Consider the following 16,980-nt stretch of genomic DNA (forward strand, 5'->3'; position numbering starts at 1 on the left):
TTGATTAGATATTTAAGGAGTGATTCATGGCCCAACATTTGGAGTCCCGATGGCATTATGTATTTGTCGCCACTATTGTCATCGGGATTGTTTCTGGTTTTGGCGGGATGTTTTTAGCCATATTACTCCATTTTATTCAACATTTAGCCTACCAACATACAGTATTTCCTATTCTAGGAAATGAACATTTTTTAGAAGTGGTTCGTGACTCATCAGCAATAAGAATCATGGTAGCCCTTCTGCTGTGTGGTTTCATAGCAGGTTTTGGATGGTGGGCTGTTTTTCGTTACGGCAGACCTTTAGTGAGTATTGCCAGCGCACTCAAATCCTCACGGCCCTATATGCCGATCAAAACTACCCTGGCGCATGTATTGCTTCAAATCATCACTGTTGCTTTGGGATCACCTATGGGTCGAGAAGTGGCGCCCAGAGAATTAGCGGCGACGTTTGCATGTTGGTTTACAAATAAACTGAAGTTACACCCTAAAGAGAGCCAAATACTTGTAGCCTGTGCTGCAGGAGCGGGTTTGGCTGCAGTGTATAACGTACCTTTTGGTGGTGCGATGTTTACTTTAGAAGTTCTATTAGGTTCATTTCATTGGTTTGCGGTGATTCCAGCTATAACCACATCGGCTATTGCTGCAGTCATTTCTTGGATAGGGCTTGGCAATCAATCTTTATATCTTGTACCCCCTTTAACATTAGATGCCTCGGTAGTGATTTGGTCAATTTTAGCAGGCCCTATCTTTGGATTTTCTGCTTATTGGTTTAAAGAAATTACGAATAGAGCTCAAAGTAAAGCACCACGGGGATGGAAGATAATTCTTACCTGCCTCTTTAATTTCACCATTATTGGCTTATTAGGTATTTACTTTCCGCAGATATTAGGAAATGGACGATCTGCAGCACAATTAGGATTTGATGGGAACATGTTAGGTTTTGGCTTCGCTTTGGAAATCTTAATACTGAGAGTTCTCATAGTCTGCACCAGCATTCAGGCTGGTGCATCAGGGGGACTTCTCACTCCTTCTTTAGCAAATGGTGCTTTAATGGCCATTGTTTTGGGCATTCTCTGGAATTATGTATGGCCAGGTATATCATTGTCTGCTTTCGCAGTGGTAGGAGGAACAGCTTTTCTTGCCGCAGCTCAAAAAATGCCAATTACCGCTGTTGTCCTAATCATTGAATTTACAGGTATTAATTTCAGTTTTTTCATCCCGATACTTCTATCTGTAGCAGGTTCGGTTAGCATGTTTCATTATTGCGCTACAAGACATGCGCTTGGATTTAGGAGAATCACCACTTAAGTTACAAGTTGCATTCTCACATGCCCTTTCTTTTATGTTCCATAATAAAATAAAGAAAACTATTTTTAGAAACCATCAGCCCGTAGAGAGGGCATATAGGTTAATACAGCAATAACCATTATTTTCCATATGAGGGAGTGAACGGAGTTGCTCGGGTATGTAGGGGCATTGGGCAATAATCCCTGGGCTATTTAATTTGTGTAGAAAAGGCTCCAGTTTTCCATTGGCTAAATCCGGGCCAAAACCTATTTCAGAAACATATAAAACATGAATAGGACTTTTATTTTCCCTAAAAGCATAATAAGTCATATGATCTAAAACGAGATGGCTCACATTATTAGTGGTTAAGCCACATTGTTTGGCAAGTGCTTTTATTGTTTTGATGTGGTGTGGCACGCCAAAGACAGGTATTGATAAAAATTGTCCTTTAATTTCCGCCTCTTTGTTTTTTGAGTTATGTACCAGAGCGGGGAGATAATTGTAGAGTAATATAATTATCGAAGTGGATGCATAGAGTGTTATTGTTATTGAAACGGTACGAATTTTGTCAAAAGGTATTTTTCTGGGCAAACATGAAATGATAGAGAGCAGGAGTAAAATAGAAATAGGAATATTCTGATTTCCTCCATAAAAATGCCAGGTTTTATAAAAGAAAAAATTAAAAAAAGTCCCTATGGCCAACAGGCCGGCTAAAAGTATAGATGGCTGCGGCGCGCGTTTTATCATTTGATAAATCAATAAAACCATAGCTGCTAAATGAGTACCAATAATAAGAATATAAAGAGACAACTTAATACCCAGATTAAATAACTTAATCCCTAAGGCCGGAATGATTGTACTTGGGAGCCAGACCGATTGGTAAGCTGATTGGAATATAATATGGTTTATAATTTTTCGCGGTGCTTCTATCAGGTTTGTAAAACCTTGTTTCAAAAATTCTAACGGTGAATCGAATAATAAACCGGGGTAGAGTGAGTTACTGGCCATCATTTTATTCAGTAAGGGAGTACCTGAGCAGTGAGTTAACAAGCTTGCACGGTGATAGGCATAATACGCAAATATCAAAGGGGCTAGAATTAAAAGTACCCGCCAAACAGGATGAGTTTTGTCGCTTATTAAATAAGCAACGGCTATCATAAAAGGCAAAAAAAATAAAGTTTTAGGATGTGCGAAAAAAAAGCAGGACATCAAAATGATATAAATAAATCCAGCCAAGTAGTGCCAGCTTACAGAACACCTGTTACGCCAAAAGATACAGTAAAGAAAACAGAGCAGAAGGGTCAGAGTTAACATCTGTTCTGGGCGTGCCAGAATAAAGAGATAGGGCATAACGCCCAAAGCAAAACCCACACCGATTATTGCGGTAAATAGGTAGACTGCTGGCAAGACTGATTTTTCTTTTTTAAAGCACCAATATCCAATACCCAGAAACCAAAAAAACGAGAAAATGATACCGCTTATTCTTAAACCCAAAGGATACAATTTCCCATAAATTAAAGAATAAAACAGGTTTGCAGGATAGAAAATCCAAGATAAATTTAGATTTAGAGTTTTTGAACATTGAGGATAATAGGACATTGCCTTCCCCGATTCTTCAAAAAACCGCGCTGCGCCCCACTTGGTAACCGCTTCGTCGGAGTAAACAGGTAAAAATATTCCAGAAAGAAGGGCAAGACACAATAACATTAAGAAGAGAAACGGTATTTGCTGAGGTAACTTAGTTCTAAAATGGAAGAATGGCGAATTAAGGGAAAAATTCTTGTCTTTTCTATTTAAAGGGAACAAATTAATAATCCTGTATTGCGCGATGATTCAATACAATAATTGTGATTCGTACGCGTCTTGAAAGGCGAGATTATATTACAAAAAATAACGCAAAATTACACCTATTTTGTAGTGTGATACACCTCTTGACTAAAAAGTACTTTTAACGGTTTCAAATAACCCTGGATCCCGCGAACAAGTCGCGGGACGTAGGGAAACATTGCGCGGGGTGGTTGGGGGATATTTCTATGAAGATGTTGGGGTATATTTCTGTGAAGATGTTGGGGCATATTACTGTGAGATGTTAGGGAATATTTCTGTGAGATGGTTAGGGGATATTTCTGTGAGATGGTTAGGGGATATTTCTGTGGGACGTTGGGTATATATGTGCAAGGTTTAATATTTGTGCGAGCGGTTGGATAGGAAAACGTGGGCATTGTTGAGGGAAGTTTAGGGTGGATAGCGAAACATTGCATATGACGCTGAGCGTTTGAAAATTGTCGCGGAAGTTTGGGGTGTTATTGCGAGATGTTGTATTTGACGAACAAGGTTTGTAAATTGTTCTGGAAAATATGGGGGGTATTACTGCGAGATTTTAGATATGGCCCAGAACGTTTGAAATTGTTGAGGGGTACGGCGAGAGGTTGGATTTACGAATAATGCATGCAAATTGTTTTGGAAGTTTGGGGTTTATTGCAGGAACATGAATATTGGCTCAGAATTTGAATTGCCGCAGGATGCTGGGTGTTGTTCAGAACCTTAGATTATGTACAAGATTTTTGGTTGTGAGTCGAGTTGTCTCAATTTAATCAAAAAAAATGGCGTTTATTTATCAAGAAAAGCAAAATCTTTTGATGACAAACAAAAGCATTTCTGAGTCTGAATGAGAAGAGAATAATTTAAAGTAAGCAGGCTCAAATGAGTGATGTCTTCCAATGGTTGTATCCCATCTGCCTACGCACCGCGGCTTGTCCGCGGTGTCTAAAACCAAGTTATTCCGTGACCATATGGTGGGAAACATTATCTATCAAATAAGTATTCACCAGATTGAAAATAGAGTTATCCCCTAATGATCATTGTCTTGAATTTTAAATATGAGTAATATATGCTTCGCTTGCACAATGGGTTCTAGTATATTTTTGAATCAATCTATATAGAAGCTCAATTGGTGCACTATAAATGAAATAGTTTTCGCAGAAGAATGAATTTAATTTGAATATTCTGAAGGAAGCTATGTTTTTCGCTTTGATACGAATTTTTATTTGTCCCACTGCCTATTAAGGGTGGTTACTTGAATTTATACACCCAAGGAATTATTGAAAATCTAAACTCAATAAAAAAGTTCTTAAAATAGAATTAGTTTACTACGGAAGATTATTACGATGAATGCACATTCCTATTTTGGCATCAATGAAATTGATCCTTTTAAAGGGAAGACTCTGTTGGTTACAGGCGGCACGGGTTCTTTTGGTGATGCCGTATTGCGCCGTTTTTTACAAACAAGTATAGGCGAAATCCGTATCTTTAGTCGAGATGAAGAAAAGCAAGATACGATGCGTAAAAAATATAATAACCCCAAACTCAAATTTTACATTGGAGATATTCGGGATTATCAAAGTCTTATGAATGCCATGGCTGGAGTAAATTATATATTCCATGCCGCTGCGCTGAAACAAGTACCTTCTTGCGAATTCCATCCTATAGAAGCAGTTAAAACGAACATTATTGGGACTGAAAATGTCCTTGAGGCGGCAATACGCTCTGGCGTGAGTCGCGTTGTATGTTTGAGTACAGATAAAGCAGTCTATCCGATTAACGCTATGGGAATATCCAAAGCAATGATGGAAAAAGTAATGATTGCAAAATCGCGGAACCTTTCTGATGAGCAAATGATTATTTGTGGTACGCGTTATGGTAATGTTATGGCTTCCCGCGGTTCGGTTATCCCGCTGTTCATAAACCAAATTATGAATAATTTGCCTTTAACGATTACTGAACCGTCAATGACCCGTTTTATGATGACCCTTGAGGAAGCCGTAGAATTAACTGTTTATGCTTTTCTCTATGGCAGAAATGGCGATATTTTTGTGCAAAAAGCACCCGCAGCCACAATAGAAATTCTTGCTAAATCTTTATTGGAACTTATTAATAAGCCCGATCACGGCATCAATATCATTGGAACCCGTCATGGTGAAAAGTTGTACGAAACTTTACTAAGCCGTGAAGAAATGTCAAGCGCTGAAGATATGGGCGATTATTACCGGATTCCCCCTGATCTTAGGGATTTAAATTACAGTAAATTCGTAGAAGAGGGCGAACCCAGCATCTCAACTAGCCAAGATTACAGCTCACACAATACAAACCAACTGGATATAGAAGGCTTGAAAGAGTTATTACTAAAACTTGATTGTGTCCAAGCTTTAAAAGCAAAATTTAATTTGGAACCGGTGGAGTGATCTGAGCATGAAGGTACTGGTCACAGGAGCTGATGGCTTCATTGGAAAAAATCTTGTTATATCGCTTCATGAGCAGAAAATAGCAGTATTACCCATTACCCGGCAATCTACAGAAGCTGATTTAGCGGCTGCAATACAAGAAGCTTCGTTTATCATACACTTGGCAGGTGCTAATCGGCCAAAACATGTTGATGAATTCGAAACAATTAACGCAGAATTCACACGCAGCTTATGTGATTTAATTATTTCAGCAGGCCGAAAAATTCCTATTATTTATACTTCTTCTACTCAGGCGGAACTGGATAATCCCTATGGTGCCAGTAAACGTTTAGGGGAAGAGGCTTTACTTCATTATAATAAAATAACGGGAGCGGCTATTTATATTTACCGGCTCCCTAATGTGTTTGGTAAATGGTGCAAACCGAATTATAACTCGGCTGTAGCTACCTTTTGTTATAATATTATCAATGACTTACCCATACACATTCATGATGCCACTGCGGCAATCAATTTGGTATATATTGACGATGTGGTCAAGACATTTATCAAAAATATATCAGAACCTGCTTCTGATGTTTTTTGTAAGGTGAATCCTGTTTATTCTACAACAGTAGGCGAGCTAACAGAAATATTGACCTCCTTTAAACTAAGTAGAACTTCTGGAATTATTCCTAACGTTGGGACAGGTCTGACACACGCTTTGTATTCAACGTACGTCAGTTATCTGGAAAACAAACAGTTCTCTTATTTAGTCACGAAACATGAAGATCCCAGAGGGGTTTTCGTTGAGATGTTAAAAACTGAACAATCAGGACAATTTTCCTATTTCACTGCCTATCCTGGAATCACCCGTGGCGGCCACTATCATCATAGCAAAACAGAGAAATTTTTAGTGATCGAAGGAGAGGCGCGTTTTCGCTTTCGTCATATTATCACCGGGGAAGTGTACGAGTGCTTCACCTCTGGTAATAAACCTGAAATCGTTCAAACTATTCCAGGATGGTCTCACGATATTACCAATGTTGGAGAATCAAAAATGATGGTTCTTTTGTGGGCTAATGAAATTTTTGATCGGAATCATCCTGATACTATCATGCATGAGGTTTAAAATGAAAAAACTAACTGTGATGACAGTAGTAGGGACTAGACCAGAAATTATTCGCTTGTCGCGAGTGATGGCAAAATTAGACGAGCACTGTCATCATATTATTGTCCATACAGGACAAAATTATGATTATGAGCTGAACGAAATTTTTTTTAATGATTTAGCCCTGCGCAAACCCGATTACTTTTTGAACGCTGCAGGTGAAAATGCGGCGCAAACCATTGGAAATGTCATCATTGCAGTGGATAAAGTACTCGCTGAGAAAAATCCTGATGCTTTATTGATACTAGGTGATACCAACAGTTGTCTCGCAGCTATCCCGGCAAAACGCCGTCACATACCTATTTTTCACATGGAAGCAGGAAACCGCTGTTTTGATCAACGAGTACCTGAAGAAACGAATAGAAAAATAGTAGATCATATTGCAGATATGAATTTGACGTATAGCTCTATTGCCCGTGAATATTTATTGTCGGAAGGGCTCCCTGCCGATCGAGTCATCAAAACAGGCAGTCCGATGTTTGAAGTTCTAGAGTATTATAAAAATAACATAGAACAATCCGAGATTGTGAAACAATTAGAGTTGGACCCTGAGTGTTTTTTTGTTGTCAGTGCCCACCGGGAAGAAAATATTGATAAAGAACACAATTTTTTACAATTAGTCAATTCACTCAATTGCATCGCAGAACAGTATCAATTGCCAGTTGTGGTTTCAACCCATCCACGAACCCAAAAACAAATTACAAAACATGGTATTACTTTTAATCCATTAATTAAGTTATTAAAACCTTTAGGGTTTTCAGATTATGTCAAGTTGCAACAATCTGCTAAAGCGGTACTTTCCGATAGTGGTACCATTACCGAAGAGTCTTCAATTCTCAATTTCCCAGCATTAAATATACGGGAAGCACACGAACGCCCCGAAGGATTTGAAGAAGGCGCCGTGATGATGTCCGGCTTATCGGTGGAACGGATACTACAGTGTTTGGCCATTTTGGATGCCCAAGCAAGAGGTCAAACAAGAAACCTGCGCCAGGTTTATGATTATTCAATGCCCAATGTGGCGGACAAGGTTGTTCGTATTATTCACAGTTATACAGATTACATCAAACAGACAGTATGGAAAAACTTTAATTGAGAGAAAGAAGTGCGGATTCTTATTTTGACACAATGGTTTGATCCAGAACCAACTCCAAGGGGTCTAGCATTTGCAAATGCTCTGAAGCAGGCAGGGAATGACGTAGAAGTCATTACTGGCTTTCCAAATTATCCTGGAGGTAAAATTTATTCCGGGTATCAAATGAAGTGGAGAAAACGTGAATACCATAATGGTATTCTAATCAACCGAGTGGCTCTATATCCCAGTCATGATCAGTCTGCCCTCAAAAGAATATTAAATTATGGCAGTTTTTTTCTCTCTTCCTGTCTTTACGGAATTTTTTTTGCTAAAAAAGCTGATATTATTTATGTGTATCATCCGCCCATAACAACAGGATTATCAGCAGCCATCATTGGCTTTTTGAGACGCACCCCATTTATTCTTGATATTCAGGATATGTGGCCAGACACATTGCGTGCTACGGGCATGTTAAATAAAAAAGGGCTGCTAACCATTATAGAAACAATGTGTCAGTGGTTATATAAACGCGCATCGCGCATTACGGTGCTCTCACCTGGTTTTAAACAATTATTGATTCAAAGAAATGTCCCTGCGGAAAAAATTGAGGTGATTTATAACTGGTGCGATGAAGAAACCATTGTTAATTCAACATTAGCACCTGCAGAAACTTACTTAAAAAAAGAAAATTTCAATGTTGTATTTGCAGGAACTATGGGTAAAGCTCAAGTTCTGGATGCCGTATTATTAGCTGCAAAAAAAGTCTCGGAAATAAACCCCCGCGTCAACTTTGTATTAATTGGGGGTGGCATTGAAAAAGAAAGACTACAGCAAATGGCCGTTGATCAATCAATAAAGAACATTCATTTCTTACCCAGAGTTCCCACTCATGAAATTGGTTCAATCTTACGGGCAAGTGATGTATTATTGGTTCATCTTAAAGATGATCCCTTATTTGAAATAACGATTCCCTCCAAAATACAGGCTTACCTTGCGATTGGAAAACCGATTTTGATTGCAGCCAAAGGGGATGCCGTTAACTTAGTGTTAACAGCCAAAGCAGGAATGAATACTGAGCCGGAAAATGTCTCACGCATCGCAGAAACTGTATTGCAAATGGCAGAGTTATCACCGAGTAAGCTTACGGAAATGGGTAGCCAGGGCGCCCATTATTATAAAGAGTGCTTGTCTATGAATGTGGGAGTCGCGAATTTTTTGAAAATGTTTCATTATATAGTTGAGCTGAATTCTTCAGCGAAATAAAAGAGGGATTCGATTACCTCAAACAAGCTTCTTTTGAAATAAAAGATAAAGGTTCTATGGAAGTATTTTTTGATTTTAGTGGGAGGCATTTATGCTGTTCAACTCTCTTATTTTTCTCTTTGCATTCCTGCCATTAACATGGTTTTTTTATTATATATTTCTTAAAACCAAACAAGTAACCTTAGGCATGGTGTGGCTGGTATTCTGCTCTTTATTTTTTTATGGCTGGTGGAATCCTGTTTATGTCGGTCTTATTATTTTATCCATGGTATTTAATTTTCTATGCGGCAAATTCCTTAGTTCTCTTACACGTGGACGAAAGCCGATTCTCATTTTTGGCATCGGTGCGAACCTGATTTTATTGGGATATTACAAATATTTTAATTTTTTCATTTCAATTTTAAATACGACGGCACAAACGCATTTTAATTTAAAATATATTATATTGCCTTTAGCAATTTCTTTCTTCACTTTCACCCAAATTGCGTTTTTAGTTGATTCATATAAGCATGAAACACGAGAATATAATTTTTTACATTACTGCTTGTTTGTCACATTCTTTCCTCATTTGATTGCGGGGCCTATCGTTCATCACAAACAACTTGCGCCTCAATTTGCGCAACAAGTGTCTATTGATCCAAAAGATATTGCCATTGGTCTTTCTATTTTTATTATCGGTTTATTTAAAAAAATCATGCTCGCGGACAGTTTGATGATCAATGTGGGACTGGTGTATGGATTTACAGGAAGCTCAATTCCCCATACCCCCGATTTTTTTGCCGCGTGGATAGGAACTATTTCATATACTTTACAACTTTACTTTGATTTTTCCGGGTACTCTGATATGGCTATTGGTTTATCCTTATTATTTGGCATCAAATTACCGATTAATTTCAATTCGCCCTATAAAGCCCTGAACATCATTGATTTCTGGCGTCGCTGGCATATGACCCTCTCACAATTTTTGCGAGATTACCTTTACATCCCCTTGGGCGGAAACCGGAAAGGAAAAACACGACGTTATATCAATCTTTGGTTAACCATGTTATTAGGCGGTATTTGGCATGGCGCCAGCATTAATTTTTTGATCTGGGGCTTTCTTCATGGCTTTTATCTCGTGATCAACAACATATGGCAGAGTTTTTCCCGAACTTTTAATCCACGTATTACACGATGGATACCCACAAAAATTTTAAGTTGCGGCATCACTTTCATTGCGGTGATGATTGCCTGGGTATTTTTCCGCGCCCATGATCTTCATTCGGTCAAAGTGCTACTAGAGTCTATGATTGGATTAAATGGATTTGATTTTTCAATATTACATAATGATCAAAAAGCACCTATTCGCTGGATTGCTTTTTTGTTGTTTATTATATGGTTTACTCCGAATACACAACAGATTTTTAACCAATACTCACCCGCACTTGGTATAGAGATGGTTACCAAAACGAAGCAAAGGTTATTTTCTTTATCACCTAAGATGGGGTTTGTTATGGGATTTATTTTATTTATCTCCCTGTTATCGCTGTTTGTTTCACCACCATCTGAATTTATGTATTTTACTTTTTAAGGTCATCATGTCTATCTCCTCTCGATACTTATTAAGCCTATTTTCTGCAGTAATTCTACTGTTTTTGCTCTGGTTTGGTGCTGTAATCGCTCAGTTGGGATTTCCCACGCCTTCAAGCCAGTGGGTCACTGAACTCTACAAAAAAAAAGCATTAGCGGCCAGCCATTTTAAAGGGACAAGAATTTTCATCTTTGGTGGTTCAGGGACCCATTTCTCTGTGAGTGCTGAAAAAATGTCTAAGGAACTAGGAATACCTACAATAAACTATGGGACATACGGTGGATTAGATATTGAGTATTTGTTATATAAAATAAAGCAAGTTTTAAGGAAGGGAGATATTGTTTTATTGGCTCCCGAGTATACTTATTACCATCTGAGACTTAAGTATAACGAGGTTTATCTTGATCATATTTCTCGTGATCCAGAATTTTTGAAAACACTGACCTTCGAACAGCAACTCCAATTTGCCTTACGGATTTCCTTTAAACGAATCAAGTTAGCCTATAAGGAGAAATTTTTTAAATCAAAGCCATGGGATCAAGATCCTTTAACTTATGTACACACAAATTATAATGCCTTTGGTGATGTTCATTCGAATAACCGTATATTTATAACCGATCACATTCGCAAGTATAGAGACACGTCACAACTTGATGGTGGCATATTTGGAAATACTGACCTTTCAGACAGTTGGCAGCATTTACAATCATTTGCAACATGGTGTAAAGAAAATGGGATAACCGTATTGGCAACTGCGCCAACCCATATCTTTTTTGATAATATAAAAAATAATGTATCCAAGGAAAATATAAAAAAAATCAAAGAGCATTATGCTCAGTTAGGAATCCCCTTTCTAGGTAATCCTTATCAATCAATGTATGATAAATCGTTATACTTTGATACGGTTTATCATATGAATGATCTTGGCAAGGACTTGTATAGCCAGCGTTTGATTGATCTTCTGAAAAAAGAGCTTCCCCATATTAATATTGTGAAAACTCAAAACCACTTGCTTATTAAAAAGGAAAAAAATCTATTAGAAACAGTTTTGAAAAAATTTGGCGGTTGGGAGCCAATTAAGGGGATAGAATTAAAGCCGCTAGCGCCTCATGACACTATAAAAATTGTTGATGCCCATCAGGCCGATATAATTCTTCTAAATACTCTATTGAAAAAATTTGATGGGTGGGAGCTAATCAAAGATTTCGAGGTTAAGCAGTTTATTCACTCAGATATTTTACCCCATGCCGTTGCCCGTCTGGCGGAGATAACCCTTACCCGAACAATCGCAGAACCAATCAAAGAATTTAAATTTATAAGAAACATTCACTTTGATCTATTACCTTATATTGCTGCTGGGCAGGAAGAAATAATCCTGGAAACTCAATCCATTGGAGAGCAAACAGCTATTTTAACTTCTGAAATTCTTACCAATTTTGATCATGGGAAGGTCACCATTTTTCTAGACGACAAACCTATTTGGCACCACGACTACTCGGAAAAAACAAAAGATTATTATCGATTAAATTTACCGATACATTTAAATGATGGAAAACATGTCATCAAGATAGTCGCTGATAAAAAGAACTCCCCTAATGCACCACAAGAGAAGGTGGCTTTAAACTTTAAATCTTTGCGTATCAATGCAGCTTAAATGAAAAACGATAGAACGATTAATTACCTGGTTGTGCATAACTAGGTTAGAAAGCTTGCAAATAGATTTCCTGCTGACACATAATCTCTGGGACATCTATCAAAAAACAGGAAACTCATTCTGTATATTTTTTTCATCGTTTGTTGATCCATGCATGTGGTTGTAGATTATTTTTTGGATTGCATCCTTGTTGTGGTTCTCCATTGCAAATTGGCGAGCTTTCGTGGCTAAGCTGTCCCTTTTCGTCGCGTCAAATAGACTTTCCCTTACTGCTTTTTTTAATTCATCTTTGCTTTCTTCGGTAACAACCACAGCGAGATCATTATTTTTTAAATAACTAATGGATGAAATCTCGTGGGGTCCAATGGCCAAAATACAACGGCCTGAAACCATATATTCTGGAATTTTTGTAGAAAGCGACAGTCGGGTTATTTTCCTTTGAAATTTTAAAAACGATTCGATGTGAACAAATACATCACTGTGTGTTCTTTCGTGAATTAATCCACTGTAATCTAAACATCCTTTATAACTCATAATATTTGGAATGGTCAGTTGCGATTTTAACCTATCATCGATTGCAAGAGGTGTATAAACATCGAGTATTGCAGCAAACCCTTCCTCCCTTAACTCTTTTAAGCATTCACCAAGAAACTTTAGTACCCGCCATCTCTCTAGGGAAACGCTTCCGGTATAGATTAACCGAAGAAAATTGGTGGTTTTATTAGCGCCTATTTCTATGGGTTCTACGCTATTTGCTGCAATGAAAATATGGTTACAGCGAAAGCGTTCTTCATATTCAATTTTCATTGCTGGGCTAATGACGTAAACTGATTTAGCCCTTTTTAATCCTTTTTTAAATTCCTTCATATACATCAAATGATTTATCCAGGCAAAGGGAGAAATACGGGATTTAATAAAAGTGTAATCGTCAGTTAACTGCAACAATAAGGGACAATTATATTTGTCGCAAATCCATTCCACCATTTTATAAGCAAATGGCATATTACTGCCCTGAAAGAATATGGCTTCCGGGCTAAAATCATCTAACCACTTTAACAAATTTTCTGACTGATATTTAGATTTTTTCCAGCATAGTTCTCTAAAAAACTCTGCAAATGGATTTCTTTTGACGAAAAACCATTTCACTAGGTTATAAAGTCGTCCATTATGTTTCGGAGTAAAATTTTTAAGTTCCGCTGATCTATAAATTTTACCGTGTGCTTTTTTAAATAGGATGTTTGCTTTTAAGATTTCAAGATCGGTTATCTGGAAATAATTTTTGCAAACTGTAAAATCGGGAATGTCTGGTGTTAAATATAAATTCGCCAAATTCTGCGGCAGCCATTTCTCAAAAAAAGATGAAAGAGTTTTTCCATTGTTCCTGGTGTCGGAAAAGGGATTGTGGCTTATTACTAATACTTTTTTTTCCTTGAACATCTCATGACCCTTTAAACGGTTAAAGTCCGTTTGTTATTTGAAGTGCATTTTTTCTTTTCAATTTAAATAACTGAATAAAATGGTTGGCATCAGTACCCTTAACCAATACTAAAAGTAGCGCATACACCAATATTGCGATAAAGGCTGTGATAGCAAATGAAAATAACTCATTCAGGTTTGTTTTTTTCAATAGCTCAAAGGCCATTTTAGAAATGATTCCCATGAGTACAGAGCAAATCACAACTTTAGTAAATAAAACAAATACTTTTTTAAGTCCAAAAGTCCCTATCTTTTTTCTTAAACTTCTGATTAAAAGTAGGGTAGAAATAAAAGCGGAAATGCTAGAGGATGCGGCTAAAGCCGGCACGCCATAAACAGGAAATAAGATAAAACTCAGTATGATGTTAATGACAATGGCTATTCCTGCATTAATGGTGGGCGTTCGCGTATCGCTTGAAGCATAAAATGAACGGGATAAAATCTCCATAAGACCGAACCAGAGCATGCCAATGGCATAAAAAACCAGTATGGATGCTGTCACATCTGTTGCGGTTTGATCAAAAGCCCCTCTTTGGAATAAGAGCTGAATAATAAGATTTGAAAAAAAGATGGTACCCACTGCTATTGGAACAACCAGTAAAATCATAGTGCTCATTGAATTTGCAATCGAAGATTTCAATTCCGTAATTTTATTTTCTGAAATCAACTTTGAAATAGTGGGGTACATGATCGTGGCTATGGTGGTAGCGACGACTCCATGAACAAGATTTACCCAAGAAACGGCATAGTTCATAGCAGCAATTCCACCTGATCCAGCATTTGAAGCCAGTGTTTGGCTTATAATAATATTGATTTGGTTAACTGATGCACCCAAAATAACTGGTAAGGAAAGTAACAGCATTTTTTTTATATGGGCGTCTTTAAATTTCCAGTTGAATTGAAAGCGATACTTATTCTTTATTACATAGGGTATTAGAAGTACAACCTGTGAAAAAGTTGCAACGACGCTTCCTATGCCGAGAACGGTAATGGTCGTTTTCGTAGCCAGAAAAATTGAAGCCACCGTAATCATATTCATGGGAATACTGACAATAGTAGGAATAAGAAAATTACCTCTAATTTGCAAGAAACTAGAATAAAGAAATACCATGCTGGAAAAATAGATACTAAAAATACTGATCCGTGTCAAAATTACAGCTAAATTCAATTGAGACCCATCAAATCCTGATGCAAAAATTTTGACGATAGGTTCAGTAAATATCAGAACAAGCAAAACGATTACAGAACTTAATACCATCAGTAAATTAAAAACTTTATTAGAAAAACGATTTGCTTTGTCAAATCCTTCTTTCACTAAAATGTCAGAAAAAATGGGGATGTAATTTGTAATAATTCCGGTTCCAATGAATGTAAATATAGTGACCGGAATGGTTTGTGATATGAGAAACGCATCACTGATATATGAAATACCAAAATAGTAAGATAGCGAAATGATGCGAGCAAATCCAGTTACTTTAGAAACCAGAGTTAAAAGCATCATCGCGAGTGATAATTTATACATAAAGGTCTACATTTCGCTTTGTAATAGATTATACCAGGTTAATTGAGATTCCATTTCATAATTTCAAACCATTTTGAATGCTAATACCCACAGTTAATTCGCGGTTGTACCAAAAGCTCTTTTTCATTAACCAGGTAAATATTCCACCATAAAAAACTAAAAAATCCGCTGGTGATAAACTGGGTTGCCACCAGGAGGTTAATAATAATAAACTAAAACTTAAATAAACAAGAAGAACAGTTGCAAGAATATCTTCCTTATAAATGGTTTCTATCCATAAACTAGCAAAAAGAAAACCAAGAAATCCCATAAATAGAACTGCTCCAATAAATGTGAAATCCGATGCAAATTGTAAAAAGGCTGTGCACCATTGATATGAAATGGGATAACCTGCCGCGTTAACTTTGGAAATATAACTTCGGGAATAAATGTCTATACCTGTCATTTTTTCAAATTTGTTTTGCAGAACCAGGGCTTGGCCAAACCCAAAAGTCCAATTGAAATTTGTTCTTAAACCAATGGTTAGCCCCTGGAACCCATGGCTTAAATAATTTGAAACTTGTGCATAAAGATACTGAACTCTTGAAGGTAATTTTGCAAAAAAAGGATCACCAACATTTACAAAAGCATAGGTTAAATCATTGGCATAAAAAGGATGAACTTTTTTAGACTGAGGGGCATATTTTTCATATCGCTCAACTATTTCACTCGAAACTTCACCAGGTTTGATGACCATATCAAATTCATTAAACTTATCCAATTTGATAATATTTTTTTTATGCCGAACCACTTCACTCGACACTTTACCAGGTTTGATGGCTATATTAAATTCAAGCTTATCCACTTCGTTAATATTCTTTTTATACCGAACTACTTTAGGACGAACATAGCCCCATTTCTTTTTAACAATATCCTTTATAAATTTGTCTTCACTTGAATTTTTGCCACTCTGAGCCAAAAAATTTGCATACTCCACTGCTGCGCTTCCTCGTGAATTCATAGTTGCAGCAAAATATAATGGCCCAACCAGAATGATAACTAGCGTAATAATGGTTGTTCTTAAAGACACTTCTTTAATGTTTTTAACCGCCCCCCGAACAACTTTGGCTGAATACATGATGAGAAAGCAGATAGAAACAAACATCACCGATCGATTTCTACCAATACATAAATCAGTTGCGTAGAACCAAAGAGATAAGAAAAAACCTGCATACTTTAATGGATTATTGATTTTATTCCAGCAAATATACAATATGATAACTAAAGGAAATTTGATGATATCAACAATTAAGGAATTAATTTTAAAAATTGTACCTAAAGGTAGACGATTTAATGCGGTTTGATATGCCAACCCTAAATCGTTAAAGGAGCTCCAAATTTTTGGATAAAAACTTCCAGTATTTACATAGCAGTAAGGAATGAAAGTAATCAAACCAATACCTACTAAAACATGAATTAATTTATCAGGATCAGTTAAATCAATGTCAATACATTTTCGGTTATATTTTTTTGTCGCAATGCAATAGCCCAAACAAAAAAGAAAACAGCAGCCCATAAAAAATATGAGGGTGACATTGTCTTTTCTGTATGGATACATCCATGGTCCAAACCGGTATAAAAGATAAGCTAAACTAAAGAAAGTTTCTATTAATATCAGGGGCAAATATTCTTGAAAACCAGTTTTTTTTAAAAAAAAACTCATAATATATTCCTTTCTGATATTTTTAATAGTTGCTTCCATAATTG

11 protein-coding genes are annotated in these 16,980 nt (G+C 36.9%); 7 read left to right on the forward strand and 4 right to left on the reverse strand.

What is annotated here, in order from left to right; translation table 11 throughout:
• Positions 1-26 precede the first annotated feature (26 nt).
• The gene (locus BU07_RS0113995) at positions 27-1,307 is read left to right on the forward strand and encodes a chloride channel protein (protein ID WP_031567048.1); all 1,281 of its coding nucleotides are present in this window, start codon (positions 27-29) and stop codon (positions 1,305-1,307) included.
• Positions 1,308-1,382: 75 nt separating this feature from the next.
• Here BU07_RS0113995 and BU07_RS0114000 read toward each other — a convergent pair whose 3' ends face one another.
• Positions 1,383-3,092 (reverse strand): hypothetical protein, encoded by a 1,710-nt coding sequence (locus BU07_RS0114000; protein WP_133134468.1) that lies wholly within the window; start codon positions 3,090-3,092, stop codon positions 1,383-1,385.
• Between the two features lie 1,361 nt (positions 3,093-4,453).
• On the opposite strand from BU07_RS0114000, the gene BU07_RS0114005 reads away from it, so the two are divergent.
• From BU07_RS0114005 to BU07_RS0114030, 6 genes are all read left to right on the forward strand, one after another.
• Positions 4,454-5,527 carry a polysaccharide biosynthesis protein gene (locus BU07_RS0114005; RefSeq protein WP_051635596.1) on the forward strand — a complete coding sequence of 358 codons (1,074 nt, stop codon included), beginning with the start codon at positions 4,454-4,456 and terminating at the stop codon, positions 5,525-5,527.
• Positions 5,528-5,534: 7 nt separating this feature from the next.
• Entirely contained in the window at positions 5,535-6,635 is a 1,101-nt protein-coding gene (gene wbjC, locus BU07_RS0114010) for a UDP-2-acetamido-2,6-beta-L-arabino-hexul-4-ose reductase (protein ID WP_031567053.1), read from the forward strand.
• A gap of 1 nt (position 6,636) precedes the next feature.
• Positions 6,637-7,770, forward strand: a complete 1,134-nt coding sequence (gene wecB, locus BU07_RS0114015; RefSeq protein WP_031567055.1) for a non-hydrolyzing UDP-N-acetylglucosamine 2-epimerase — start codon at positions 6,637-6,639, stop codon at positions 7,768-7,770.
• Between the two features lie 24 nt (positions 7,771-7,794).
• Positions 7,795-9,012 carry a glycosyltransferase family 4 protein gene (locus BU07_RS0114020; protein ID WP_207384426.1) on the forward strand — a complete coding sequence of 406 codons (1,218 nt, stop codon included), beginning with the start codon at positions 7,795-7,797 and terminating at the stop codon, positions 9,010-9,012.
• A 91-nt stretch (positions 9,013-9,103) separates the two neighbouring features.
• The gene (locus BU07_RS0114025) at positions 9,104-10,582 is read left to right on the forward strand and encodes an MBOAT family O-acyltransferase (RefSeq protein WP_031567060.1); all 1,479 of its coding nucleotides are present in this window, start codon (positions 9,104-9,106) and stop codon (positions 10,580-10,582) included.
• A 7-nt stretch (positions 10,583-10,589) separates the two neighbouring features.
• Positions 10,590-12,236, forward strand: a complete 1,647-nt coding sequence (locus BU07_RS0114030; RefSeq protein WP_031567061.1) for a hypothetical protein — start codon at positions 10,590-10,592, stop codon at positions 12,234-12,236.
• Positions 12,237-12,335: 99 nt separating this feature from the next.
• Here the strand turns inward: BU07_RS0114030 and BU07_RS0114035 are convergent, their stop codons facing one another.
• Genes BU07_RS0114035 through BU07_RS0114045 form a run of 3 tightly spaced genes read right to left on the reverse strand, consistent with a single transcriptional unit; the run spans position 12,336 to position 16,936 of the window.
• Positions 12,336-13,673: a glycosyltransferase family protein gene (locus tag BU07_RS0114035; protein WP_031567063.1), complete on the reverse strand. Its 1,338-nt coding sequence runs from the start codon at positions 13,671-13,673 to the stop codon at positions 12,336-12,338.
• A 19-nt stretch (positions 13,674-13,692) separates the two neighbouring features.
• Positions 13,693-15,234: a murein biosynthesis integral membrane protein MurJ gene (murJ, locus tag BU07_RS0114040; protein WP_031567065.1), complete on the reverse strand. Its 1,542-nt coding sequence runs from the start codon at positions 15,232-15,234 to the stop codon at positions 13,693-13,695.
• Between the two features lie 55 nt (positions 15,235-15,289).
• Positions 15,290-16,936, reverse strand: a complete 1,647-nt coding sequence (locus BU07_RS0114045; protein ID WP_133134469.1) for a hypothetical protein — start codon at positions 16,934-16,936, stop codon at positions 15,290-15,292.
• Between the last annotated feature and the right edge of the window lie 44 nt (positions 16,937-16,980).

Origin of the sequence: Legionella wadsworthii DSM 21896 = ATCC 33877 (genome assembly GCF_000701265.1) — a bacterium.
GTDB classification, from domain to species: domain Bacteria; phylum Pseudomonadota; class Gammaproteobacteria; order Legionellales; family Legionellaceae; genus Legionella; species Legionella wadsworthii.

What these genes read in the sequence shown, in the direction of transcription:
- BU07_RS0113995 (WP_031567048.1), top strand. Translation starts at nt 27, where the DNA reads ATGGCCCAACATTTGGAGTCCCGATGGCATTATGTATTTGTCGCCACT.
- BU07_RS0114005 (WP_051635596.1), top strand. Translation starts at nt 4,454, where the DNA reads ATGAATGCACATTCCTATTTTGGCATCAATGAAATTGATCCTTTTAAA.
- wbjC (WP_031567053.1), top strand. Translation starts at nt 5,535, where the DNA reads ATGAAGGTACTGGTCACAGGAGCTGATGGCTTCATTGGAAAAAATCTT.
- wecB (WP_031567055.1), top strand. Translation starts at nt 6,637, where the DNA reads ATGAAAAAACTAACTGTGATGACAGTAGTAGGGACTAGACCAGAAATT.
- BU07_RS0114025 (WP_031567060.1), top strand. Translation starts at nt 9,104, where the DNA reads ATGCTGTTCAACTCTCTTATTTTTCTCTTTGCATTCCTGCCATTAACA.
- BU07_RS0114030 (WP_031567061.1), top strand. Translation starts at nt 10,590, where the DNA reads ATGTCTATCTCCTCTCGATACTTATTAAGCCTATTTTCTGCAGTAATT.
- BU07_RS0114035 (WP_031567063.1), bottom strand. Translation starts at nt 13,673, where the DNA reads ATGTTCAAGGAAAAAAAAGTATTAGTAATAAGCCACAATCCCTTTTCC.
- murJ (WP_031567065.1), bottom strand. Translation starts at nt 15,234, where the DNA reads ATGTATAAATTATCACTCGCGATGATGCTTTTAACTCTGGTTTCTAAA.
- BU07_RS0114045 (WP_133134469.1), bottom strand. Translation starts at nt 16,936, where the DNA reads ATGAGTTTTTTTTTAAAAAAAACTGGTTTTCAAGAATATTTGCCCCTG.